The organism is Chthoniobacterales bacterium (assembly GCA_035274845.1).
Lineage (GTDB): Bacteria > Verrucomicrobiota > Verrucomicrobiia > Chthoniobacterales > UBA10450 > AV80.
This window is the reverse complement of record DATENU010000002.1, coordinates 49,283-70,651: the sequence shown is the minus strand read 5'-3', so window position 1 is coordinate 70,651 and position 21,369 is coordinate 49,283. Positions and strand designations below refer to the sequence as shown.

General features: G+C 58.7%; 22 protein-coding genes. 17 read left to right on the top strand and 5 right to left on the bottom strand.

Translation table 11 applies throughout. From position 1 onward, the window contains the following. Positions 1 to 9 precede the first annotated feature (9 nt). Positions 10 to 1,449: a porin gene (locus VJU77_00615; protein HKP01837.1), complete on the bottom strand. Its 1,440-nt coding sequence runs from the start codon at positions 1,447 to 1,449 to the stop codon at positions 10 to 12. Positions 1,450 to 1,670: 221 nt separating this feature from the next. On the opposite strand from VJU77_00615, the gene VJU77_00610 reads away from it, so the two are divergent. Together VJU77_00610 and VJU77_00605 are read left to right on the top strand one after the other, a co-directional pair. Continuing rightward, positions 1,671 to 3,152 carry a putative porin gene (locus tag VJU77_00610; protein ID HKP01836.1) on the top strand — a complete coding sequence of 494 codons (1,482 nt, stop codon included), beginning with the start codon at positions 1,671 to 1,673 and terminating at the stop codon, positions 3,150 to 3,152. Positions 3,153 to 3,204: 52 nt separating this feature from the next. Next, a complete protein-coding gene (locus tag VJU77_00605; GenBank protein HKP01835.1) occupies positions 3,205 to 4,017 on the top strand; it encodes a phosphate ABC transporter substrate-binding protein in 813 nt (270 codons plus the stop codon). A 298-nt stretch (positions 4,018 to 4,315) separates the two neighbouring features. Here VJU77_00605 and VJU77_00600 read toward each other — a convergent pair whose 3' ends face one another. The 3 genes from VJU77_00600 to VJU77_00590 are packed head-to-tail and all read right to left on the bottom strand — an operon-like array spanning position 4,316 to position 7,210. Beyond that, complete coding sequence (locus tag VJU77_00600; protein HKP01834.1) at positions 4,316 to 5,095, bottom strand: hypothetical protein; 780 nt, start codon at positions 5,093 to 5,095, stop codon at positions 4,316 to 4,318. A gap of 50 nt (positions 5,096 to 5,145) precedes the next feature. Further along, a complete protein-coding gene (locus VJU77_00595) occupies positions 5,146 to 6,558 on the bottom strand; it encodes a phospholipase D-like domain-containing protein (GenBank protein ID HKP01833.1) in 1,413 nt (470 codons plus the stop codon). Continuing rightward, positions 6,527 to 7,210 carry a hypothetical protein gene (locus VJU77_00590; GenBank protein HKP01832.1) on the bottom strand — a complete coding sequence of 228 codons (684 nt, stop codon included), beginning with the start codon at positions 7,208 to 7,210 and terminating at the stop codon, positions 6,527 to 6,529. Before VJU77_00590 ends, VJU77_00595 begins: the two co-directional genes overlap by 32 nt. A 999-nt stretch (positions 7,211 to 8,209) precedes the next feature. On the opposite strand from VJU77_00590, the gene VJU77_00585 reads away from it, so the two are divergent. From VJU77_00585 to VJU77_00515, 15 genes are all read left to right on the top strand, one after another. Then, on the top strand, positions 8,210 to 8,842 hold the full coding sequence (locus VJU77_00585; protein ID HKP01831.1) for a hypothetical protein: 633 nt from the start codon (positions 8,210 to 8,212) through the stop codon (positions 8,840 to 8,842). A gap of 14 nt (positions 8,843 to 8,856) precedes the next feature. Continuing rightward, a complete protein-coding gene (locus VJU77_00580) occupies positions 8,857 to 9,141 on the top strand; it encodes a heavy metal-associated domain-containing protein (GenBank protein ID HKP01830.1) in 285 nt (94 codons plus the stop codon). A 310-nt stretch (positions 9,142 to 9,451) separates the two neighbouring features. After that, entirely contained in the window at positions 9,452 to 10,087 is a 636-nt protein-coding gene (locus tag VJU77_00575; protein ID HKP01829.1) for a VOC family protein, read from the top strand. Positions 10,088 to 10,099: 12 nt separating this feature from the next. Continuing rightward, complete coding sequence (locus VJU77_00570) at positions 10,100 to 10,894, top strand: SDR family oxidoreductase (GenBank protein ID HKP01828.1); 795 nt, start codon at positions 10,100 to 10,102, stop codon at positions 10,892 to 10,894. Positions 10,895 to 10,932: 38 nt separating this feature from the next. Continuing rightward, positions 10,933 to 11,820: an alpha/beta hydrolase gene (locus tag VJU77_00565; protein ID HKP01827.1), complete on the top strand. Its 888-nt coding sequence runs from the start codon at positions 10,933 to 10,935 to the stop codon at positions 11,818 to 11,820. A 62-nt stretch (positions 11,821 to 11,882) separates the two neighbouring features. Next, positions 11,883 to 12,647 (top strand): SDR family oxidoreductase, encoded by a 765-nt coding sequence (locus VJU77_00560; GenBank protein ID HKP01826.1) that lies wholly within the window; start codon positions 11,883 to 11,885, stop codon positions 12,645 to 12,647. Positions 12,648 to 12,654: 7 nt separating this feature from the next. After that, a complete protein-coding gene (locus VJU77_00555; GenBank protein ID HKP01825.1) occupies positions 12,655 to 13,731 on the top strand; it encodes an alcohol dehydrogenase in 1,077 nt (358 codons plus the stop codon). A gap of 33 nt (positions 13,732 to 13,764) precedes the next feature. After that, the gene (locus VJU77_00550) at positions 13,765 to 14,775 is read left to right on the top strand and encodes a trypsin-like peptidase domain-containing protein (GenBank protein ID HKP01824.1); all 1,011 of its coding nucleotides are present in this window, start codon (positions 13,765 to 13,767) and stop codon (positions 14,773 to 14,775) included. Positions 14,776 to 14,882: 107 nt separating this feature from the next. After that, entirely contained in the window at positions 14,883 to 16,457 is a 1,575-nt protein-coding gene (locus tag VJU77_00545; GenBank protein ID HKP01823.1) for an MFS transporter, read from the top strand. A 230-nt stretch (positions 16,458 to 16,687) separates the two neighbouring features. Then, on the top strand, positions 16,688 to 16,861 hold the full coding sequence (locus VJU77_00540) for a hypothetical protein (protein ID HKP01822.1): 174 nt from the start codon (positions 16,688 to 16,690) through the stop codon (positions 16,859 to 16,861). Beyond that, complete coding sequence (locus tag VJU77_00535; protein ID HKP01821.1) at positions 16,858 to 17,061, top strand: hypothetical protein; 204 nt, start codon at positions 16,858 to 16,860, stop codon at positions 17,059 to 17,061. The genes VJU77_00540 and VJU77_00535 overlap by 4 nt, the downstream gene beginning before the upstream one ends. A 4-nt stretch (positions 17,062 to 17,065) precedes the next feature. Next, complete coding sequence (locus VJU77_00530) at positions 17,066 to 18,037, top strand: hypothetical protein (GenBank protein ID HKP01820.1); 972 nt, start codon at positions 17,066 to 17,068, stop codon at positions 18,035 to 18,037. Positions 18,038 to 18,103: 66 nt separating this feature from the next. Continuing rightward, positions 18,104 to 18,598, top strand: a complete 495-nt coding sequence (locus VJU77_00525; GenBank protein HKP01819.1) for a hypothetical protein — start codon at positions 18,104 to 18,106, stop codon at positions 18,596 to 18,598. A gap of 49 nt (positions 18,599 to 18,647) precedes the next feature. Further along, complete coding sequence (locus VJU77_00520) at positions 18,648 to 19,967, top strand: NAD(P)/FAD-dependent oxidoreductase (protein HKP01818.1); 1,320 nt, start codon at positions 18,648 to 18,650, stop codon at positions 19,965 to 19,967. Positions 19,968 to 19,969: 2 nt separating this feature from the next. Continuing rightward, entirely contained in the window at positions 19,970 to 20,416 is a 447-nt protein-coding gene (locus tag VJU77_00515) for a hypothetical protein (GenBank protein HKP01817.1), read from the top strand. Positions 20,417 to 20,428: 12 nt separating this feature from the next. Here the strand turns inward: VJU77_00515 and VJU77_00510 are convergent, their stop codons facing one another. Then, positions 20,429 to 21,331, bottom strand: coding sequence for a LysR family transcriptional regulator (locus VJU77_00510; protein ID HKP01816.1), 903 nt, complete (start codon positions 21,329 to 21,331; stop codon positions 20,429 to 20,431). Positions 21,332 to 21,369: the final 38 nt, after the last annotated feature.

Sequence of the window (21,369 nt, the reverse complement as noted above, 5' to 3'; positions counted from 1 at the left end):
CGACGATTGTTAATAGACGATCTGCAAGCGAAGAAGGAACTCATCGAATTGGTCATCGCCCAGGATCGGACGACTCTCCCGGAAATTCGACCAGGTATGGATGTAATTGGCCATCAACTTGATGTCGTCGCCGTGGATATAGTAATTCAGTCCTCCGGTTATCGAATCCAGGTTATCACTGATGACTTGACCTGGATTGAAGTGCTCATATTTCGTCGCGACCTGGAGCTTCTTGGGAATGATATAATAGCTCCCCTGGACGTAGTAACCCTCGGCGCGGAAGTCTTTGAAAGTGGGCGCGATCCCGTTCACGGTCCGACCTTCGTAACTCTCGCTCAAATATTCGCCGATCAGGTCGAATGGGCCCCAATGAAAGGCACCGTCGAAACCATAGCCTTCTCGTTCGGCCGCGGTCGGAGCGGTGAATGAGCTGAGGGAGCCATCGCTGTTCACGCGCAGGTTGCCCGCCGGGGAAAGGACGGTGCCGCTGGCATCGCGGCTATGGAGGGCGTTGGCGCCAAATTTCACCCAGGTCTCCTGCCCGGCCAACTTTCCTATCCACGGCTGGAATTCGAGCCGGCCGGCATACATGAATTCGTCGTTGTCGTTCACCGTGATATTGCGGCCGTCGCCGTTGAAGATCCCGGCATAATAAGTGAGAAGATCTTTCTGTTCGGGAAGGGCGTTCGCGAACGGCTTGCCCCAAATCTGGAGACCGATCTGCCGCTCGGGCGTCAAAGCGCTCGTGACCTGGCTGCGCTCAGCCGTGATTAGCTTCGGATCCGGCGAGAGTTGCTCGAAGCCAAACGGGGCTTTGTATTGGCCCAGCTTGATTTGGAATTCAGGGTAGCGGTGCCAGTTCGCCCAGAGGTCCAGGCCGCCGAAGGCGGTCCGGGTGGAATTCGAAGCGAGCGTGTGTCCGGCTGCGTCACGGACCGTCAGACCTACATCGCTCTGCTCGAATTCCCCTTCGAGCTTGAAATCGAACTGCTCGGAGAATTCGCCGGTGAGATTGATCCGCATCCGGCGCAGCCGGAAACGGTCGTCGATCGCGCCCGAGCCGAAGCGTCCTTCGAAAGCGGAAACATCGCCGCCTTCGAATTGGGTCTGGAGCAGCCCCCCGAGCACGAGCTTGATCTCCGAGGCGCCGGGAACCACATACACCGGCTTTTTCTCTTTCGCCGTCGTCTCGACGTAGGATTTGGAATCCTTCGACTCGGGAACAAACCGCGATTTTTTGGTCTCGCTGAGTGAGGCTGGCGCCGGCTTCTCTTTTTTGAGGCTTCTTACCTCCTGTTCGAGTTCGGCGTTTCGTTTTTGGAGGAGCTCGACCGCGCGCTCGAGTTTTTCGAGCCGTTCTGAATCGGTTTTCGCCTCGGCGGCGAAGCCAGGCAGCGAGAACGCAGCGAAACTAAGGGCGCACGCCAACCGCAGAAGGGCTGGTTTCATCAGCGGGCGCTGAACCCGCGGGGATAACAGAGTTGGTCGGAGGTTTCGGGACATGTCCACGGATATGAAAAGAGCGAGCCGAAAGACAAGCGAATTCACCGAACTGTCACAGAGCCGCCATCTGACCGTAACAATCGCTCTTTAGCTTCGGCCCGTTGACACAACCGCCAGAGGGCTCGCGCTCTCCGGCCTTAACCCAAACGCAGAAGCAAGGAGAACAAATGTCACTGAAGAATTTCGTGTTAATTACGCTGGCCACGGGCCTCGTCCTGGGCGGCTTCACGGCCCAGGCGCAGGACGCCGGAGCACTGCTCGACCTGCTCGTCAAGAAGCGGATCATCACCGACCAGGAAGCCGAAGAAGTGCGCGGCGAATTGACGCGCGAAGCGTCCGCCACTTCCGCGGGGAAATGGAAAATCTCGGCGCCGATCACCGAGATCGAGCTTTACGGCGACATGCGCGTCCGCTACGAAACGCGCCAGGGTGAAACCGGCCCGCCCAGCACGCTGGATCGGGAACACGACACCTTAAAACGCAGCCGCGAACGTTATCGCCTCCGCCTCGGCTTGCGCGGCACCCTGGTGGATGACTGGTTCTTTGGTCTTCGACTCGAGACGAGCACCAACCCCAGGTCCACCAACGTCACCTTCGACGACGACGCCGGTCCATTCGGCAAAGCCAGCGATGCGATCGGAGTTGGCCAGGCTTACCTCGGCTACAGCGGCTTTCGCGACATCAGGTTAACCGCCGGCAAGATGCCGAATCCCTTCGTGAACACCCTGATGGTGTGGGACGGCGACATCAACCCCGAAGGCCTCGCTGAGCAGTGGAAGCACACCTTCAATCTCTCCTGGGGAGGCGGCACCACGGCCGCCGCTGAAACCTACGCCAAGGACGGCAAAAGCGTGGCCGCCACGACGAGCGAGCCCCACACGATGACGATCGATCTCTTCGCCAACTTCGGGCAGTTTGTTTACGACGACGAGAATCCCGAGAATCCTCTCGGACCGCGGTCGGTCTCAGGCGGCAGGCTGGTTCCGAATAGCGACGCCTGGATGTTTGGCTGGCAGCTTGGCGCGAAGTTTAACTTCACCAAGACCACCTATTTTCAGCTCGCGCCCACCCTCTACAACTACTCCGGCACCGGCGACACGTTTAACAGCTTCTACTCAGGCGATCCCGACCGCCTCGCCGGGACGCCGCCCGTTCGAACAGCGCGCAATCAGACCGGCATCGATAGCCTCCTCATCTTCGACATGCCGACGGAGTTTGGCTGGACGATGCACGAAATTCCGTTCCGCATCTTTGGCGATTTCGCCGTCAACTTTGATGCGGACGACCGCGCCACCGCGGCGGGCCATCCGGATATGGGCGATGAACGCTACGCGTATCAGATCGGTCTCGGCATCGGCAAGATCAAGGCGAAGCACGACTGGGAATTCAAGGCCTGGTGGCAGCACACCGAGCAATTCGCGCTCGATCCCAACCTGGTTGATTCCGACTTCTTCGATAGCCGCGTAAACATGGAGGGCGTCGCTGTCCAGGCCGGATATGCCCTGAGCGACGCGATTGTCTTCAACCTCAGCTACGGCTACGGCGACCAGGCAAACAAGCTGCTCGGGACCGGAGGCGTGGGCGACATCGCGGTGAATCCGCTCCGGAAGTACCAAATATTCCAGGCTGATCTGAACGTGAAGTTCTAACCCCCGGAGGGACGGGGCCTCGCCCGTCCCAAGTTTCAAACCAAACAAAAATATGAAAACAACTTCTCTTCTCCTTGCTCTTGGCCTCGCTCTGGTCACCACCGAAGCGCGCGCCGAAAAACTGGTCATCAAAGGCTCCGATACGCTCGGCGCGAAACTCGTGCCGCAGCTTGCCGAGCAGTTCAAGGCGTCGCATCCCGGCACCACCTTCGACATCGCGGCCGAAGGGTCCACCACCGGCATCGCGGCGATCATCGACGGCACCGCTCAGATCGGCATGTCGAGCCGGCGCGCCAAATCGTCAGAAGTCGGCTCGGCTTCCGCCAAGGGGGTGCACATGAAGCCGACTATTGTCGCCTACGACGGCATCGCGGTGATCGTGAACTCCGCGAACCCGATCAAGAGCCTGACCAAGAAACAGGTCGAACAAATCTTCACCGGCGAAATCGCCGATTGGAGCGCGGCGGGCGGAGCGGGCGGGAAAATTTCCATCTACACCCGCAACACTTCCTCCGGCACCTACTCCGATTTTAAGGAGCTGGCGATGAAGAAGCGCGACTACGCGGGCGGCTCGCAGAAAATGGCCGGGAACGAGCAGATTGCCGCGGAAGTCGGAAAGAATGCGAACGGCATCGGCTACGTTGGCCTTGCCTACACCAAGGCCGGCGGGATCAAAGTCGTCTCGATCGACGGCGTCCTCCCTTCGGTGCAGACCGTGCACGCCAAGACCTATCCCTACGCGCGGCCGACCTTCTATTACACGAACGGCGAACCGAGCGGGCTGGCCAAACAGTTCGTCGATTTCACCATTAGCGGCGCCGGCCAAAAGATCGTCACCCAGGTCGGCTTCGTCCCCATTCCGTAGAACAGGCAACGCGTTAGGTTAAGTTAATAATAGCAACAGCGGCGAAAGCCCGTCGGCTTCTCCCCGGCGGGCTTTCTATTTCGACCCCGCGCTGATTGCTGGATTACTGGGGAGGCGAATTGCGGGATCCCCCGACCGGTTTGTAACGCTCCCGAGATCCGATTGCGCGACGCGGAGACGCCGAATCGGTGAGGCAAGACCTTTCTTTGAACTATTTACAACTCGCGAAGAGTAATGTGTCCACTGGTCCAACCCTTTGAACAGCGCGCTCCACGAGCACTGCAATGATCGCGCATCGTCAATTAGTCCGTCGTGGTTGACTGAAATGCTCCAAGACGATTTGAGTCTTGGTTTCGGACTCCTGATCATTTCCATGCTCGGAAACGCCGACCAGGCTGGCGATCCACTTTGAGGTGCGGGCTTCGTCGGCCAAAGGAACCTTGGCTGAGACCTCAAAAAACACCCGGGCTGGTTTGCTGGGACCACCCGGAAGTTTCCAGCGCTCCACCGTGAGACTGGGCCCCCCCGGCAGCTTGAGCTCTTTCCAAACCTTTATCTCCTTCACTGGTCCGAATGGCCTGAGTTCTCGCCACTTCACTTTTCCGAAGGCGTTCTCCAACGTTGCTTCCTGTTGCTTCGAGAAAACTTTCTTCACGTCCTTTCCCTCATTCGCCTTCTTGATTTCCCCCCTCTTTTGTCCTTTGTCGGTGACAGAGCAGGATAGGGTGCGCTTCTTTCCCAGCACCGCATCGAATTCGCAGTCGGCGTTGTTTCCCTGCGCTTTTCCGTCACGAATCTTGACGGTGGTATCGCTCCCTCCTGAGGCATCGTAGCGGGATCGGAGGATCACCCTCGGGCTGTGGCGGAACAACGATAACGATTCGGTGTCGAAGAAACAGACCGTCCGCGTCAGGGGAACCTTAGATCCGAGCGCAAGTTTCGTGGAAAACTCGGTGATTTTGTTTTCTGGGACGAGAGACTTGATTTCAACGATCGCCTGATCGGTTTGCTTCCCGGCGAAAACCAGAACCGGCCAGAGACAGAAGCAGACAACTCTTCGAACAACGAACGCGTTCATTTTGCTTCCGTGGAGAGGGGGAGAAATTGCCGCAGATGTATCCGCCGAAATTAACGTCCTTTTGCGCGCTTCTTGGGCGCTGCCTTCCTTGCCACTTTTTTCTGGATGACTCTCTTGGTTGGTCCCTTCCGGACGACCTTCTTCATCGTCCCTTTCTTCGGCGCAATTTTCCTGGCCGATGCACTTCGCCCGGGGTTTTTGGTGCTCACTTTTTTGATGGGCTTCTTCGTCTCGGGTGCGACCGCCCCTTTCTTGCGTAGGGGCACTTTACCCGAGGATGCCGTGTCGCCGGCGGCCGCAAGCCAGAAGCGCAGCTCGGGCGACTTTTCGTCCTTCCCAATGATGTAGCGCTCCTGCCACGTGTCATCGGGTTGCAAAGGTCTGCCGAAGATTTCCGGATGGTGCTGGAGCAAGAACCGAAAGGCGTAATGGTCGTACAGATCGAGCACGTGGCACGCATAGGCTTCCGCCAGCCCGCGATGACCGCGAATGATCAGCATGTTCTCGTCATTATTGTGCGAAGCGCGGAAGCCGAGATTGTGCGATCCGGTCACCACGGTGCAATTGTCGCTGAAAGGATCGATGACCACGATTTTGTTGTGAATGATCGCGAAACCGAATTTTGCGAGCTCGGCCTCCCAGGCGCCAAATTTGTCGTCCTTGTTAATAGCCCCGGCGGGAACAGCGCGGAAGTCAGGCGCCGCGGATGGCAGTTTGGCCCCCTTCTTCTTCGGTTTGCCGGGTTCGCCCACGACGGCAATGCCCGATGGCGAGCCGCCATCGGCCTGATCGCTGGCGCCCCCCTGATGCAGCGCGGCGGAGAAATTGGTGGCCCGCTGGGCGCTGGTCAACGCGCCCCGGACGAAGAGATCAGGATTTTTGGCCAGCGCCTTGCCGGCGGCGTCGAGGATCGAGTTGTTGCCGGGATCGAAGGCGAGGAAAAGCACCGCCTGTTTGGCGCCCTCGATCAGGTCGAATACCCGTTGCATATCGTTCGGCACTTCCTTAGGCGGGCTCGTGAGGGGCTTGTTGGTACTTGGTGAGAACATCACCTCGACCGTGACGCCGTCGGCTAATTTGATCGGTTTGCTGATCGAACTGTCGTTGTTCTTGTGATTCGAGCCGCGCAGCGTTGGTGATTGCAGTTTCTTCTGATCGCCCCCGGCGGCGACGACATCGGTCTTAAGAGCGTCCCAAAAGTCGCGGTAACGGCGGGCGACCTCCGCGGATTCGATCACCAGGGCATTGTTGGTCTGCGTGCAAAGACCTGTGCTGGTCCAGTTGGTCGAGCCTGAGAGCACGGCCACGGGGTTGTCGCGCTCGGTCAAGACCAGGAACTTGTTGTGCGGGATGCTGCCCGTGCCGAGGATTCGGTCGATAACTGTCACTCCCGCCGCTTTAAGGGCGGCACGGTTATCGGAATCCGCATCTTCATTGGCGGGCGTTGTCTCCGTTGCGGCCACCTTGTTCGTTTCCTAGGATAACGTTTCGGCTTTTCGGATTCCCGCTGTCAGCGGCCTGGAGGCGTACCTCGAGGCCTTTGGGGTCATTGAGCTCGTAGAGTGCGCCATGGATGGTGCCACCATCTTTATCGGCTCGATCGAGCAGCGAGGTGACCCCTTCAAAAAGCTGTCCCATCAGTCTGATGCGGATGGAATCGGCCGGGTCCAGAATGTGCGGGGTCAACGCCTGAATACTGGGCTTGTCGTTCAGGGCGTGGCTCAGCGCCTGCGTGGCCACAATGCCGCGATTGAAATATACGCTGAACGGCGGTCGTTTCTCTGTGAGTGTTACATTGTTGCTGACCAGCGGCTCGATACCGGCCAACGGCGTAAGCTTGCCGCCCGGTGTGCCGCCCATGGGAACGATGCGGTACCGATAGGTTGCGCCGCGGCGCGCGAAGAGATCTTTCCACCAGAATTTTTGTATCGGGGCCTCTTCGGTAGTGAGCTTGAGGTTTTTGTCCTGATTCGCGAAGCGCGCCAGTGCGGGTAGGACCGTATCCTTGTCCCCGTCGATCTGATGGAGGGCAAAGCCAAGACAGCCGTCAAGATGGCGATCGAATGTCCAAGCTACAACCGCAATGTCGTTATTGGAAAATGCTACGGCAGGCATAACTCAGTCCTTTCCATGGCGCATAGGGGCGCTTTTTGGAGCTGGGGTTCTTCTAAAGACCCATTCTACCGGAATCAATCCGTCGCTTGCACGCTCAAAAAAGCGATTCTCAACGGCGGATTACGCGGATGGCTCGCACAAGATGGCCGATAACGAGCAACTGTAGGGATAGGTCTTGGCGTGCACGGTTTGGACGGAGGACAGCATGCCCGTCAATCGAGACGACCTTGATGCCGCCGCCTTCGTGAAAGCGAGGACGCGCGCCCGACCTTCTATTACACGAACGGCGAACCGAGCGGGCTGGCCAAACAGTTCGTCGATTTCACCATTAGCGGCGCCGGCCAAAAGATTGTGGCCCAGGTCGGCTTCGTTCCCATTCCGTAGAACGGCAACGCGGTTAGGTTAACAAGAAGAACAGCGGCGAAAGCCTGCCGGCTTCTCCCCGGCAGGCTTTCTGTTTGCGCAATCAAGTCGCGTCAATTGATGATGTGTGGACACAGCCTTTTGGGTTGCGCTCGCGATTTTCGGCTTGGGATTGCGAGTAATCCGGTGCTACGGTTGGGCCGTGAAGCGGATTGCGCTGACGGTTTGCCTGCTCGGGGCGATTTTCATGGCCGCAATTCGGTTGCCCGCGTCGGTTTGTCCAATTTCAAGCGCGCCGATTGGCGAAGCTTGCCAGATGGGCTGTTGCGCGAGCAAGTGTTGCTGTGCGCACTCGGTAGCGAGCCAGCAAACGCCGCCGGTTGCGAAACAGACTGATCACAATCAAGAGCTGACCAGCATTGCCGCAACCAGCGGGTGTTCTTTTCTGGCACCGCCTGTCGCGGAGCCTGCCGTCTGGCGCATCATGCGAGTCAGCCCTGCCGTTTCGATACCGCGTCCAGCGCTTCTCTGCACGTTTCTCATCTGATCCAACGGCGCTGATGCCGGAGGTGTGCCCATCGTCCGAGGCCGGACTGGCCCGGGCATGCCTGTTTCTTCAACCCAACTTTTGGATCAATGAAAACAGTCACTTTACTAACAATATTACTTACCACTTTTATTTCGCGCGGCGCTGAGGCGAAACCGCTCTCCTACGTCGGCGGCACGATGGCGATGCAGGAGAACGATGAGACCGGGCATACATTATCGGTCGACTACACGTTCGATCCTCATTTCGCACTGGGGCTTTACTCCAAAGACGAAATCAATCAGGACGAATTCTGGATGGTTGGGCCGCAGCTCAACACGCTGCTGAAGCGCTGGAACCTGCCAGACGGACAGGGAAACCTCTTTTTGATGACAGGCGGCGGCGAAGCCCGCCAGGGAAATAGAGATGAGCCGGCTGCGTGGCTGACATTTCTCGGGGATTACGAAACGCGACGGGCATTTTTTTCCTATGAGTCGCGCTTCGTCTACGCCCGGGGCATCGAGAAATCCGTTTGGCAACGGGCCTACGCCGGGTTTGCACCCTACCTTGCCGATTACGAGCAGCTCAACACCTGGCTGCTCCTCCGCGTCGATCATCATCCGGCCAAGCACGACCACTTTGTCGTCACACCGGTCATTCGCTTTTTTTACAAGACCATCTGGCTTGAAGCCGGATACAGCAGCAACAACCACGTCATGGTCAACTGGACCATGCAATTTTGAAGGAGGAAAACATTATGCGAAAAACAACATTAGCTTTCACTGCCCTGATAACGCTGAGTGTTTCGGCGTGGGCCGAGACGATTACGACGCACGTCAATGGAATGGTGTGCGCGTTCTGCGCCACCGGCATCGAAAAGACGTTTCGAAAACAGCCGGAGGTAGCCACCGTGAAAGTCGACCTGCCGAAGAAACAGGTCGTGATTACCACGAAGCCCGGCCAGACCCTCAGCGACGCGAAGATCAAGGAAGTCGTGACCTATTCCGGATACACCATGGCGAAAATTCAGCGGACGAAGTAATTCATGCTCATAACCACATCTGACCCTATGAAAAAACTGCTATTCATCACTCTCTGCGTAGTCCTGCCGAAGAGGACGAGCTGGCGGCGACGGCGTGACGAGCGGTGAGATTTTTCCTGGCTCGTTGATCCAAGCCTCGGCTCACGTCCAGTCCGAGTGCGTCACGTATTTGTGACTTGATAGACGGCTGGGCTCTGGCTCAGAATGCTCACGCGCCAAGCGCGTTAGGTATGCCGACCGAGGATCGGAATTTCGTCTTTACTCGCTGTAGCGTGAAGTCAGGAACCACGAAACAAATGGAGGTCCAGTCATGAACATGAAGCTCGAAGCCGTTGTCATCCCCGTGTCCGATGTCGATCGCGCCAAAGCGTTTTACGAAAAACTCGGTTGGCGGTTGGATATTGATTACGTCCGTGACAAAGACCACCGGGCGGTGCAGTTCACGCCTCCCGGCTCCGAAGCATCGATACACATTGGCAACGGACTCACGACGGCGGCGCCGGGTTCGCTTCCGAATATCTATCTGATCGTGTCCGACATTGAAAAGGCGCGCGCAGAGTTAGTCAGCCGTGGCGCGGAGGTTTCGGAGGTATTTCATTTTGACGGCCTGCTCGGCCCGCAGCTCGCCGGCCCGGATCCGAACCGTGGGACCTACGCCTCGTTCGCGTCGTTTAAGGACCCGGACGGCAACAGTTGGCTGCTGCAAGAGATAACGGCGCGGCTGCCCGGTCGGGAATGGAAGCCGGCCAAGGGAGAAGCGGAGGATGTGGCTGCCCTTGCCACGCTTCTCCACGAAACGGAGCAACACCACGGCCAATACGAGAAGACGCACGGCAAACATAATTGGTGGGATTGGTACGCGCCCTATCTCAACGCGCGCCAGAACGGAAGCAGTCCGGAAGAGGCAGTCGTCGTTGCCGAGCGATACATGAAGGAAAGCGCGTAACTCCGTTCGAGCATGCAAGGCAACCCTTCGATCGACGCCGCCGAGTTCACCGGAAAACGAATTCTCGTTACCGGCGGCACGAAAGGGATCGGCGAGGCGGTTGTGAATCGCCTGCGCCAGGGCGGAGCGAAAGTCCTTGCCACAGCCAGAACCGTCCCGGTCGGCGGCAATCCAGAACAGTTCATCCAAGCCGATGTTGCCACGCGCGAGGGGGCGGATCACGTTATCAAGATCGCGCTCGAGCGGCTCGGCGGAATCGACATTCTCATCAACAGCGTAGGTGGTTCTTCCGCGCCCGGTGGCGGCGCCCTCGCCTTGACCGATGAAATCTGGCAGCGGGAATTCGAGTTGAATTTGTTTTCAGCGGTGCGCCTGGATCGCGGTTTTCTTCCCGCGATGTTGAAGCAAGGTTTCGGCGTCATCGTCCACGTGTCATCCATTCAGCGGACGCTGCCGCTGCCTGAAGCGACCCTGGCATACGCGGCAGCCAAAGCCGCTCTCACGAATTACAGCAAAGGACTCTCAAAGGAAGTGAGTCCCCGCGGCATCCGTGTGAACAGCGTTGCTCCTGGATTCACGGAAACTGAGGCGGCGACGAAACTGATCGAGCGACTCGCTACGCAAGCCGGCACGGATGCGGCCGCTGCCAGACAGAATCTAATAAATTCGCTGGGAGGCATTCCGCTCGGTCGGCCGAATCGTCCTGACGAAGTCGCCGAACTGATTGCGTTCCTTTCGTCGGATCGTGCCTCGTCGATTACTGGAAGCGAGTACGTTATCGACGGCGGAAACATTCCTACGGTCTGAATAGATTGCAGCAGATAACGAAAGGAAGAATCCATCACATGCGTTCATTTGTTTTTTGCATAGCCGCTGCCGTTTCACTCGGCGCAATTCAAGCGGCGGAGCCCATCACTGCCCGCGACGCGACAATCGATAACGTGCGCTTGCATTATCTGACCGCGGGCAAAGCGCCTGAGACGATAATCTTGTTGCACGGGTTCGCGGAGACTTCACGAATGTGGCGGCCTCTCATTCCGTTGCTGGCGGAGAAGTTCACCGTAATCGCCCCGGATCTGCCGGGAATCGGCGACTCATCGATTCCGGACAAGAGCGATATGGTCGATGCGGCGAAAAAGATTCATGCGCTGGTCCGCTCGCTGAAGATCGAGAAGGCGCGCGTCGTCGGTCATGACATTGGATTGATGGTCGCGTATGCCTACGCGGCGCAGTTCCCGACCGAAACCGAGAAGCTCGCAGTAATGGACGCGTTTCTGCCGGGAGTGCCTGGTTGGGAGCCGATCTACAACGCGCCGAACATCTGGCATTTTCGATTCAATGGCGAGTATCCCGAGAAGTTAGTGCAGGGACGGGAGCGAATTTACTTCGAATATTTCTGGAACGTTCTCGCGACCGACAAGGCGCGGTCGATCCCGGAAGCGGAGCGAGAGGTTTACACCGAAGCGTATTCGAAGCCGGGTCGAATGCGGGCGGCGTGGGCCTATTTCGCGTCGTGGCCCCAGCTCGCGAAAAATTTTGCTCAGCTATCGCAAACCAGACTGACGATGCCGGTGCTATCGATCGGAGGAGAAAAGTCATTAGGTAACGAGCTCGCCGCGCAAATGAAACTGGTTGCTGACAATGTCACGGTCGTCGTCCTGCCGAACACCGGGCATTGGATTCTCGAGGAACGGCCGAAAGAAACGATGGACGCGCTGATCAACTTTCTCTGAGGGGGTTGTCATGAAACTAAACCGAAAGGTGATTGGCCTAACTAACCGAAAGGAACAACAAAATGAAAATCGTAGTCATCGGAGGCAGCGGACTCATTGGAGCAAAGGCGGTAAACATTCTTCGCCAACGCGGCCACGAAGTCGTGGCGGCGTCGCCTTCCACGGGTGTGAACGCACTGACTGGTGAAGGACTGGCGGCAGCGCTGGCAGGCGCTCAAGTCGTCGTCGATGTGGCAAACTCACCTTCGTTCGAAGACAAACCTGCCATGGAATTTTTCGACACGTCGGGTCGCAATCTTCTCGCCGCGGAAAAAACTGCCGGCGTGAAGCATCACCTGGCATTGTCGGTAGTCGGCACCGATCGCCTGACTGGAAGCGGCGCCGGTTCCTTGAGTGGTTATTTCCGCGCGAAACAGGCGCAGGAAAATCTGATCAAGGCGTCCGGGATTCCGTTTACGATCGTCCACGCCACCCAGTTCTTCGAGTTCGTGAAAGGCATTGCCCAGTCGGGAACGGACGGTTCAACCATTCGGTTATCCTCTGTCCTAATGCAGCCGATGGCTGCGGATGATGTCGCTGGCGCGGTAGCGGAGGTAGCTCTCGGACAGCCGGCAAATGGCCTGATCGAAGTGGCCGGGCCTCATCAGATCCGGCAAGACGAACTTGTCAGGCAATATCTCAGTGCGACGGGCGACCCGCGGAAGGTAGTCACCGACGACAAACCGCTCTATTTCGGGATAGAAGTGAACGATCAAAGCCTCGTCCCCGGCGCCAACCCTCGCCTCGGCAAGATGCATTTCAAAGATTGGTTAACCCGCTCCGCATAAGAGTAACATGAGCACGAAAATGAAAGTGGCCCAGATCAGTAAAGCGGGCGGCAATTTTGAGTTGGTCGAGCGCGACATTCCGGAGCCTGGGCCGTCACAGGTCCGGGTGAAAATCGACGCGTGTGGAATTTGCCACAGCGATGCCCTGGTCAAGGAAGGTCTCTGGCCCGGGATTAAATATCCGCGCGTGCCGGGTCACGAAGTCGCGGGGCGCATCGACGAGGTCGGCGGTAGCGTCACGCAATGGAGCAAGGGTCAGCGAGTCGGAGTTGGCTGGCACGGCGGACATTGTTTCATTTGCGACCAATGCCGGCGCGGCGATTTCGCGATGTGCGTCAAACGCAAGGTTACCGGGATCGATTTCGACGGCGGATACGCGGAATACATGATCGTCGGCGCCGAAGCGATCGCGGCCGTGCCAGACGATCTGCCCGCGGAAGAAGTTGGTCCGTTTATGTGCGCGGGAGTTACGGTTTACAACGCGCTCCGGAATTCGGGCGCGCGTGGAGGAGACCTTGTCGCGGTGCACGGCATCGGCGGACTCGGGCATCTCGGCGTCCAATATGCGCGGCAGATGGGATTCAGGACGGTCGCGATCGGTCGCGGGAAAGATAAGGAAGAGTTAGCAAAAAAACTGGGCGCGCATCATTACATCGATACCGATGCTGGCGATGGCGCAGCCCAGCTCCAAAAGCTCGGCGGCGCGCGAGTGATCCTCGGGACGGCGCCGAGCGGGAAAGCGATTTCCGCGCTGGTGGACGGACTCGCGCCCAGCGGCAAACTGGTCGTTCCCGCCGCGCCACCGGATCCGTTAACGGTAGGCATGTTCTCGATGATCGCCGGACGACGATCCATCGATGGCTCCTATTCTGGCACAGCGCGAGATTCACAGGACACCTTGGAATTCAGCGCGCTGACCGGCGTTCATCCCATGATCGAGAAGTATCCGCTCAGCCGCGTCGCGGATGCTTACGAGCAGATGCACAGCGGCAAAGTTCGGTTCCGCGTCGTCCTGACGATGGAAAGCCAGGCCGCGCGATCTCTTAAACGGTCCGCGCAGGTCCGCCCTGGGCCCGTCGCTTGACGCCGGTGCTAGGTTTACCTGCCGCTGGAATTCATGAACCCATTATTGCTTTCGAACAATTGTCCCCAGCACGACCTCGATCCATCTCCGATCGACAACACTTCGGAGCTGCTACGCGATGAAGAACTGCTCGATTCGTATTCAAGAACCATCAGTGCGGTCGTAAACCGCGTCGCGCCAAGCGTTGTCAACATTCGGATTACGACAGGAAAAGGCCACGGCGGCGGCGGTTCGGGCTTTGTCATCGCGCGGGATGGATTCATCCTGACCAACAATCACGTCGTCGAAAACGCAACTGAGTTGGAAGTCACGCTGCGAGACGGCCGACGTTATGGAGCGGAATTGATCGGGCGAGATCCGGAAACCGATCTTGCTGTCATCCGGATCGACGCGCCGGAGCTGCAACACGCACGGTTTGCGAACTCGGCCGCCATTCGCATCGGCCAAATCGCGGTGGCAGTTGGCTCGCCCTACGGCTTTCATCAAACGGTCACCGCGGGAATCGTGAGCGCGCTCGGGCGGTCGATGCGCTCGGAGTCCGGGCGGTTGATGGACGACATCATCCAAACCGATGCGGCGCTCAATCCCGGAAACTCCGGCGGTCCGTTATTGAACAGCGCGGGCGAAGTCATCGGAGTCAATACCGCGGTGATTCTTCCGGCGCAGGGAATTTGTTTCGCGATCGCGAGCAACACCGCTCATTTTGTCGCCGGGTGGTTGATCCGTGATGGGCGTATCCGGCGAAGCTCGATTGGTTTCGCCGGACAGAATGTGCCGCTGCATCCCCGCTTGGTGCGATTCCACAATTTGCCGGTGAAGACGGGCGTGCAGGTCACCGAGATCAATCGCAATAGTCCGGCCGCCGTCGCCGGGCTCCGCGAGGGCGACATCGTCGTCGGTTTCAAAGGTCAGGCCATTGCGACTATCGACGATCTGCACAAACAGCTCGTTGCGTCTGAAATCGGCATCACCTCACCGATGATGGTCATTCGTGGCAAAGAGAAGTTCTTCCTGATCGTCACGCCACGCGAACTGACGAGCTGAGCCGCGAGCTGCCGCAACGGCGTACCCTCGCGCGAGCGCAGCGAAGAAGAGAAGCGCGATCCCCAATTGCGGTGGACGGCATGGACTGCAAGTTCCATGCTCTCCCTGTGCTCCAGCCTTGCCCTGAAGCAACGATAAGCACGGGCCCGACGATTTCGCCCTGCGGAAAAAAAGCCGAGCGCTGGGTCCTGGCCGCGACCATCCTCGGGTCGAGCATGGCGTTCATCGACGGCACCGTCGTAAACGTCGCTTTGCCTGCGCTCCAGAACGAGTTGCACGTCGGGGTCGCCGATGTGCAATGGGTTGTCGAGGCGTACCTGCTCCTGCTCTCGGCGCTGCTCCTCATTGGCGGTGCGTTAGGTGATCATTACGGGCGCCGGCGCATTTTCCTGATCGGTATCGCCATTTTCGCACTCGCCTCCGCCTGGTGCGGGCTCGCCCTCGGTATCTGGCAGCTGATTGCGGCTCGCGCACTCCAAGGTTTGGGCGCTGCGTTACTCGTCCCTGGGAGTCTGGCGATTATCTCCAGCTCGTTTCGGGAACAGGATCGCGGACGCGCCATCGGCACATGGTCGGGCTTTAGCGCGATTACGGCGGCGATTGGACCGGCCCTGGGCGGTTGGATCATTGAGCATCTTTCCTGGCGCGCTGTCTTTTTCATCAACGTGCCGCTCGCGCTCGTGGTCATCGCGATTTCTCTGCGTCATGTTCCGGAGACATCCAACCCGGCGAAAACGCCGCTGGACTTGTTAGGCGCGGTCCTGGTCGCAGCTGGTTTGGGCGCGCTGGTTTATGGACTGATCGAATCGGCCCGGCCGGGTGTCGCCCAATCAACGGCGATGATCGCTCTCGTTCTCGCGGCGCTGTTGCTGACAGCTTTTGTCGTCTGGGAAGCGCGCAACCAGGCGCCGATGGTGCCGCTGGAACTTTTCCGCTCGCCTGCTTTCACCGGGGCGAATCTGGTAACGCTCTTCCTGTACGGAGCGCTGGGCGCGACCTTTTTCTTTCTCCCGCTCAATCTCATCCAGGTCCAACATTACACGCCGACCGCCGCCGGCGCGGCCCTGCTTCCGCTTATCCTTATCATATCGTTGCTTTCGCGCTGGGCCGGTGGACTGGTGGCGCGGTTTGGTCCGAGATTGCCCCTCGTCATCGGGCCTTTGATCGCCGCAGCGGGTTTTGCTCTCTTTGCGCGACCATCAATCGGCGGCAGCTACTGGTCGGCGTTCTTTCCCGCGGTGGCAGTGCTCGGGATTGGAATGGCCATCAGCGTGGCGCCACTTACGACCACTGTGATGAACGCAGTCCCGCAGGATCGCGCGGGAGTTGCATCGGGGATCAACAATGCCGTCGCGCGGGCCGCCGGTCTGCTTGCGATCGCGATCTTCGGTGCCGTCATGCTCCATACCTTTCAACAGCATCTCGCCCCGCGAGTGGCCTCTCTTCATCTGCCGCCAACCGCCGGGCAGGCGATCGAGGATCAACAAGCAAAGCTTGCCGGCGCCGAAATTCCCTCCGATCTCATTGCTGAAACGCGCGATCAACTCCGCGCCGCGATCGACCAATCATTCGTCGCCGGCTTCCGCGTAATTGCCGTCATGGGCGCGGGCTTGGCGCTGGCGAGCGCGATCACCGCCTTGTTCATGATTGCTCCGCGAGTTCAGGAGAATCGCGAGGATTAGAAGCTGCGACTCCCTCGCGTCACGAAACAAGTAACCGGCCGCGCAGCATGCCTGTTGGTTATGCTGAGACAAGAAACGTAGTCTTTCCCAAGACCCACGTCGTGGCCGCATTGTCGGGCCATGAGCACGATATCAATCCTGTGGGCCCTGGTTCTCGCGCTGTTCACGATTACTGGCGAAAACGCGAATGGCCGTGGCGATCAGAGCCGCAAACTTGTCGGAGGTCGCTAATGAACACCACCAAAAAGAATCAAAGGAAATCACCAAGGTTACGATGGCTTTACGGGTGCCGGCGACACGACCCGATGCTGGTGTTGAGCATGGCGCTCTTTAATTCGGGCAGCAGTTGGGACCGCATCTTCAGTCCGATTCCGCAGCGCGAGAACGTGTGGGGTTACCGATGAATACGACCGGATCGACGAATTCGGCCACTCAAGGCGCGACCTATGTCGGGCTTCAGCGTGAGATGCACGATGCGCTCCGCACGCAGCACCCGGAATGGATTGAAGCAAATGGCGATTGTCCAACCTGTGACTCCTACGAATCGCGTCTCGCCCAATTGCTTGGTTTTTCCCTGGCGTTCGAACAAGGCCATGCGCATTAACCGAATGAAGACCGAAAGAGCTGGCAGGCTCGCGATTGCCGCAGCGTTTCTGGTGTTTGCCGGTTGCGCTTCGACGCGGGTTGCTTCACCGGACCATCTTCGCCACGATATCGCGGCGGCCGAATCCTCTTATCGGCAGTTGGCGCCAGATCACACCCGGGCATACAACGCGACGCTCGGTTCTATCGCGCGAGATCTCAATCTTGCCACTCCGGCAGAATTACACAGCGAGCTGCGCGACACTGGAATAACGATCGACGAGCCGGCCATGAAACTGCCGCTGGTTCGCTATCACGCTGTTCCGACAACGCCGCCGCGAAACGAGCTTTCGGCGCTTGGCGCGCCGGTCGTCCTCGAATACGACACCGGTCGCGCCCCGATTTATCCGCGCGCTGGGATGTTTCTCCCCGCGACAGCAGTCTACCGGCGAGTGCACAACCGAGCGCATCTATCCTTCCTTCCAGCCGCGAACGAAATCGCGCTGGGTCGATCGATCTATCCGCTTGCCACCGACAAAGCCGCCGCAACTTCAATGCTCGTCCGTCGCGCCCGGACCGTCGCGCAAAGCGGACTGACGAACCTGCTCCATCCGGACGTTCGCGCGAAAGCGGAGATTGTTCTGACCCAGCCCTACGATCCGGACAAGATCCCCATTTTGCTGGTGCACGGATTGCAGTCGACGCCTGTCACCTTCTTGAAACTCGTGACGGCCCTCGAAAGCGACCCAGAAATCGCCCGGCGTTTTCAATTCTGGCACTTTTATTATAGTACCGGCACGCCGGTTCTGCTGAACGCCCTCAGGCTCCGCCAGCAACTCGAGCGGACGGTCCGCCTGGTCGATCCCAACGACGACGATTTTGCGACGCACCGCATTGTCGTGGTTGGCCACAGCATGGGCGGGTTGCTCACGCATACGCTCGTCAGTTCGAGCGGCGATCGGCTCTGGACGAGTCTCTTCGTCGTTCCGCCAGAATAATTGCGCGGCAATCCCGAGACGATCCAGCTGTTGCGGCGCGGCTTGTTCTTCCAGCGTAATCCCCGCGTGGTTCGCGCGATCTTCATATCCACTCCGCATCGGGGCAGCTCGATGGCCGACTCCTGGATCGGGGGCTTCGCGCAGTCGCTCATTCGATTGCCCAACGAATTGCAAAATGGGTTCGCGGAGGTTGACCAGGCGAACACGGGGGTCACAACGACGGAAGGAGCCGCCTTTTTCAAACAACTGAACTTCACCTCAGTGCACACCCTTTCGCCCCGCAATCCAACGTTGCTCGCGGCCGCGCGTTTGCCGATCGCGGTGCCATTTCACAACATCATCGGGCAAAAGCACGACGGCGGGGCAAGTGACGGCGTCGTTGCCTACTCGAGCGCGCATCTCGGCGGCGCATCGTCAGAGCTGATCGTCCGAAGCGGACACAACGCTTTTAACAATCCCGAGGCGCAGAGGGAAGTGATCCGGATTCTTCGCGAGGAATTGGGGCGAGGCCCTGCCCGCAAACCGCGCAATTCAACCATGCTCGCTGACTATGCTGAGTAAAGAAACATGGTCTTTCCCAACCAGCACGCGCCACGCGAATGCTTTTAACATGAAGAAAACACGGATCGTGATCGCGGGTGGCGGGTTTGCCGGGCTCTACGCCGCAAAATATTTGGACAGACATCTGGCGCGCCGGGCGGACGTGGAAGTGACGCTGATCGCGCGGGAGAATTATATTCTCTTCACGCCGATGTTGCATGAGGTGGCGGCTGGCGACCTGGCGCCCGGGGACATCGTCAATCCACTGCGGCGAATTCTGCGCCACGTTAATGTGATCGGAGCTGATGTCTCAGATATCGATCCTGGCGCGCGCAAAGTTCGTTGCGTCCACGGCTTGGATCAGCGCGAGCTCGAGTTCGACTTCGATCATTTGCTTCTCGCTCTCGGCTCCGAGACAAATTTTTTCGAAAACGCCGGCATCCGGGATTGGTCGGTGACGATGAAGAGCCTCAGCGATGCGGCCCTGCTGAGAAACCGAATGGTGGCGTTTTTGGAGGAAGGAAGCCTGGAGAAGGATACGGCCGCGCGCCGCCAATGGCTCACCTTTGTCATCGCCGGCGGCGGATTTGCCGGCGCGGAAACAGCGGGCGCGGTCAACGATTTCGTTCGCCAGGCGGCGAAGTTTTACCCGCAAGTGGGCGAAGAGGAAATTCGCGTGGTGGTGATTCATCCCGGTGATTATTTGCTCCCGGAGCTGGGCGAAGAGCTCGGCCGATATGCCGAACACAAACTGCGCGAGCGCAACGTGGACGTGATCAAAGGCGCGCGCGTGGCCAGCTACGATGGTTGGGACGTTACCCTGAACAACGGCATGTCGATTCCCGCCGCGACCCTTGTTTGGACGGCGGGGGTAAAACCCAGTCCGGTGGTCGCCGCTTTGGCGTGTCCGAAAGAGAGAGGACGGATTATTGCAGATCAATATCTTCAGGTTCCCGGATTCCCCGGACTTTGGACAGCGGGCGATTGCGCGGCGGTTCCCGATGGTTACGAAACTGGAAGGTGGTTCCCGCCCACTGCGCAGCACGGAATGCGCGAGGCACTGACGGCGGCGAAGAACATCGAGCGCACGATTCTCGATCAAGAACTAAAGCCGTTCCGTTACCGGACGATGGGAATGCTCGCGAGCATCGGCCATCATACCGGGGTAGCGAGTTTCTTCGGATTCAAGTTCTCCGGGTTCATTGCCTGGTGGATGTGGCGCTCGGTTTATCTGGCGAAGCTTCCGCGGTTGGTGAAGAAACTGCGGGTGATGACGGCGTGGACACTCGATCTTGTTTTCGGACGCGAAATCGAACAGATGATCACGCTGCGCGATGTTGAGGAGCTTAGTGAGCGGTGGACACGGCTCCGCGGACGACGCGCAGCCTAGTCATGGACACTACAATCGTTACCGCGCTGGCGGGTATTTTCGGATCGCTGACCGGCGGCTCGGCGAGCGTGGCGACGGCGTGGGTCGCGCAAAAGGCTCGCAATCGGCGCGCCGCGCTGCGCGCCGAACTAAACAGGCGCGAAACGCTTTACGGCGAATTCATCAACGAATGCTCGAAACGGGTGATGGACTCACTCGAGCGAAACCTCGACAGGCCGGAGACCCTGTTGTCGATCTATGCGTTGCTGAACCGTATTCGGCTGTGCGCCTCGGAGGCTGTCCTCGCCGACGCGGTAGAGCTGGTGAAATTCATCATGGAACAATATTTCGAGCCGAATGTGTCGGTCGAAGAATTTCACGAACGTGTTCATAATGGAGGAATTGATCCGCTCAAGGCCTTTAGCGAAGCCTGCCGGCGCGAACTAATGTCACTCCACGCCCACGTCTAGGACCGGCGCGGCCTAACGCATAGAAGCAAAGGCGTCCTTCGCACACTGGCAGAACATCTCCGTGGCCGGGGTGAGTTTTCCTTTTCGCGTAATCATCCCGACGACGACGCGTTTCGGTTCAGGCGTGAGGCGCACGCATTTGATCCGGTCGTTGAACGCATAATTGAACGCGTCCGATGTGAGTGCAATTCCCGCGCCGGCGCTGACAGCGGAAAAAACACCAGACCAACCATCCTGCTCCTCCACGAGGCGCGGCTTCTCGTTCACAGGCGCAAAGATCGCACTCAAATATTCCAGGTAACGCGGATAGTCCTCGCGCGTCAGCCCGACGAACGGTTCGCGCGCGGCGTCGGCTAACGGAACGGATCGGCGCGAGGCGAATGGATGATCGCATGAAACGGCGAGGCAAACGCGCCCAGTGAACAATGGTTCGAACCGCAGCTCCTCCAGCGCATTTCCTTTGAGCGGTGGAAGAATGATCGCGAGCTGCAGGCGACCATCGCGCACTCCCGAGATGTTCTTCTCCACCGCCCAATCATGCACCTTCACTTTCACCTTAGGCATCGCTTTTTGATACGCGCGAAGAAGCCCGGGCAGGATCCGGCCGGTGGCGAGCGGCCAATCGCCAATGTGCAGCTCGGTGTCACCCTTGCCAGCGATGGCGCGCACTTTCCCCACGGCGTCGCTGGTCTGTTTTAGAATCGCGCGCGCCTCATCGAGAAACGCGCGACCTGCGTCGGTCAGGCGAACCGACTTCGCTGTGCGTTCGAGCAACTGCACGCCCATTTCATCTTCGAGATCGCGAATCTGGCGGCTGAGCGACGGCTGCGAAACGTGCAACCGCTGCATCGCGGCCCGCGAGACGTTTTCCATCTCGGCCACCGCGACGAAGTAACGTAAATGCCGCAGTTCCACGGCCCATTAGGGTATGCCCACCAGGCATGGTGAGGCAA

Coding starts and splice junctions, on each gene's coding strand:
- VJU77_00615 (HKP01837.1), bottom strand. CDS start 1,449: ATGAAACCAGCCCTTCTGCGGTTGGCGTGCGCCCTTAGTTTCGCTGCG.
- VJU77_00610 (HKP01836.1), top strand. CDS start 1,671: ATGTCACTGAAGAATTTCGTGTTAATTACGCTGGCCACGGGCCTCGTC.
- VJU77_00605 (HKP01835.1), top strand. CDS start 3,205: ATGAAAACAACTTCTCTTCTCCTTGCTCTTGGCCTCGCTCTGGTCACC.
- VJU77_00600 (HKP01834.1), bottom strand. CDS start 5,095: ATGAACGCGTTCGTTGTTCGAAGAGTTGTCTGCTTCTGTCTCTGGCCG.
- VJU77_00590 (HKP01832.1), bottom strand. CDS start 7,210: ATGCCTGCCGTAGCATTTTCCAATAACGACATTGCGGTTGTAGCTTGG.
- VJU77_00585 (HKP01831.1), top strand. CDS start 8,210: ATGAAAACAGTCACTTTACTAACAATATTACTTACCACTTTTATTTCG.
- VJU77_00580 (HKP01830.1), top strand. CDS start 8,857: ATGCGAAAAACAACATTAGCTTTCACTGCCCTGATAACGCTGAGTGTT.
- VJU77_00575 (HKP01829.1), top strand. CDS start 9,452: ATGAACATGAAGCTCGAAGCCGTTGTCATCCCCGTGTCCGATGTCGAT.
- VJU77_00570 (HKP01828.1), top strand. CDS start 10,100: ATGCAAGGCAACCCTTCGATCGACGCCGCCGAGTTCACCGGAAAACGA.
- VJU77_00565 (HKP01827.1), top strand. CDS start 10,933: ATGCGTTCATTTGTTTTTTGCATAGCCGCTGCCGTTTCACTCGGCGCA.
- VJU77_00560 (HKP01826.1), top strand. CDS start 11,883: ATGAAAATCGTAGTCATCGGAGGCAGCGGACTCATTGGAGCAAAGGCG.
- VJU77_00555 (HKP01825.1), top strand. CDS start 12,655: ATGAGCACGAAAATGAAAGTGGCCCAGATCAGTAAAGCGGGCGGCAAT.
- VJU77_00550 (HKP01824.1), top strand. CDS start 13,765: ATGAACCCATTATTGCTTTCGAACAATTGTCCCCAGCACGACCTCGAT.
- VJU77_00540 (HKP01822.1), top strand. CDS start 16,688: ATGAACACCACCAAAAAGAATCAAAGGAAATCACCAAGGTTACGATGG.
- VJU77_00535 (HKP01821.1), top strand. CDS start 16,858: ATGAATACGACCGGATCGACGAATTCGGCCACTCAAGGCGCGACCTAT.
- VJU77_00530 (HKP01820.1), top strand. CDS start 17,066: ATGAAGACCGAAAGAGCTGGCAGGCTCGCGATTGCCGCAGCGTTTCTG.
- VJU77_00520 (HKP01818.1), top strand. CDS start 18,648: ATGAAGAAAACACGGATCGTGATCGCGGGTGGCGGGTTTGCCGGGCTC.
- VJU77_00515 (HKP01817.1), top strand. CDS start 19,970: ATGGACACTACAATCGTTACCGCGCTGGCGGGTATTTTCGGATCGCTG.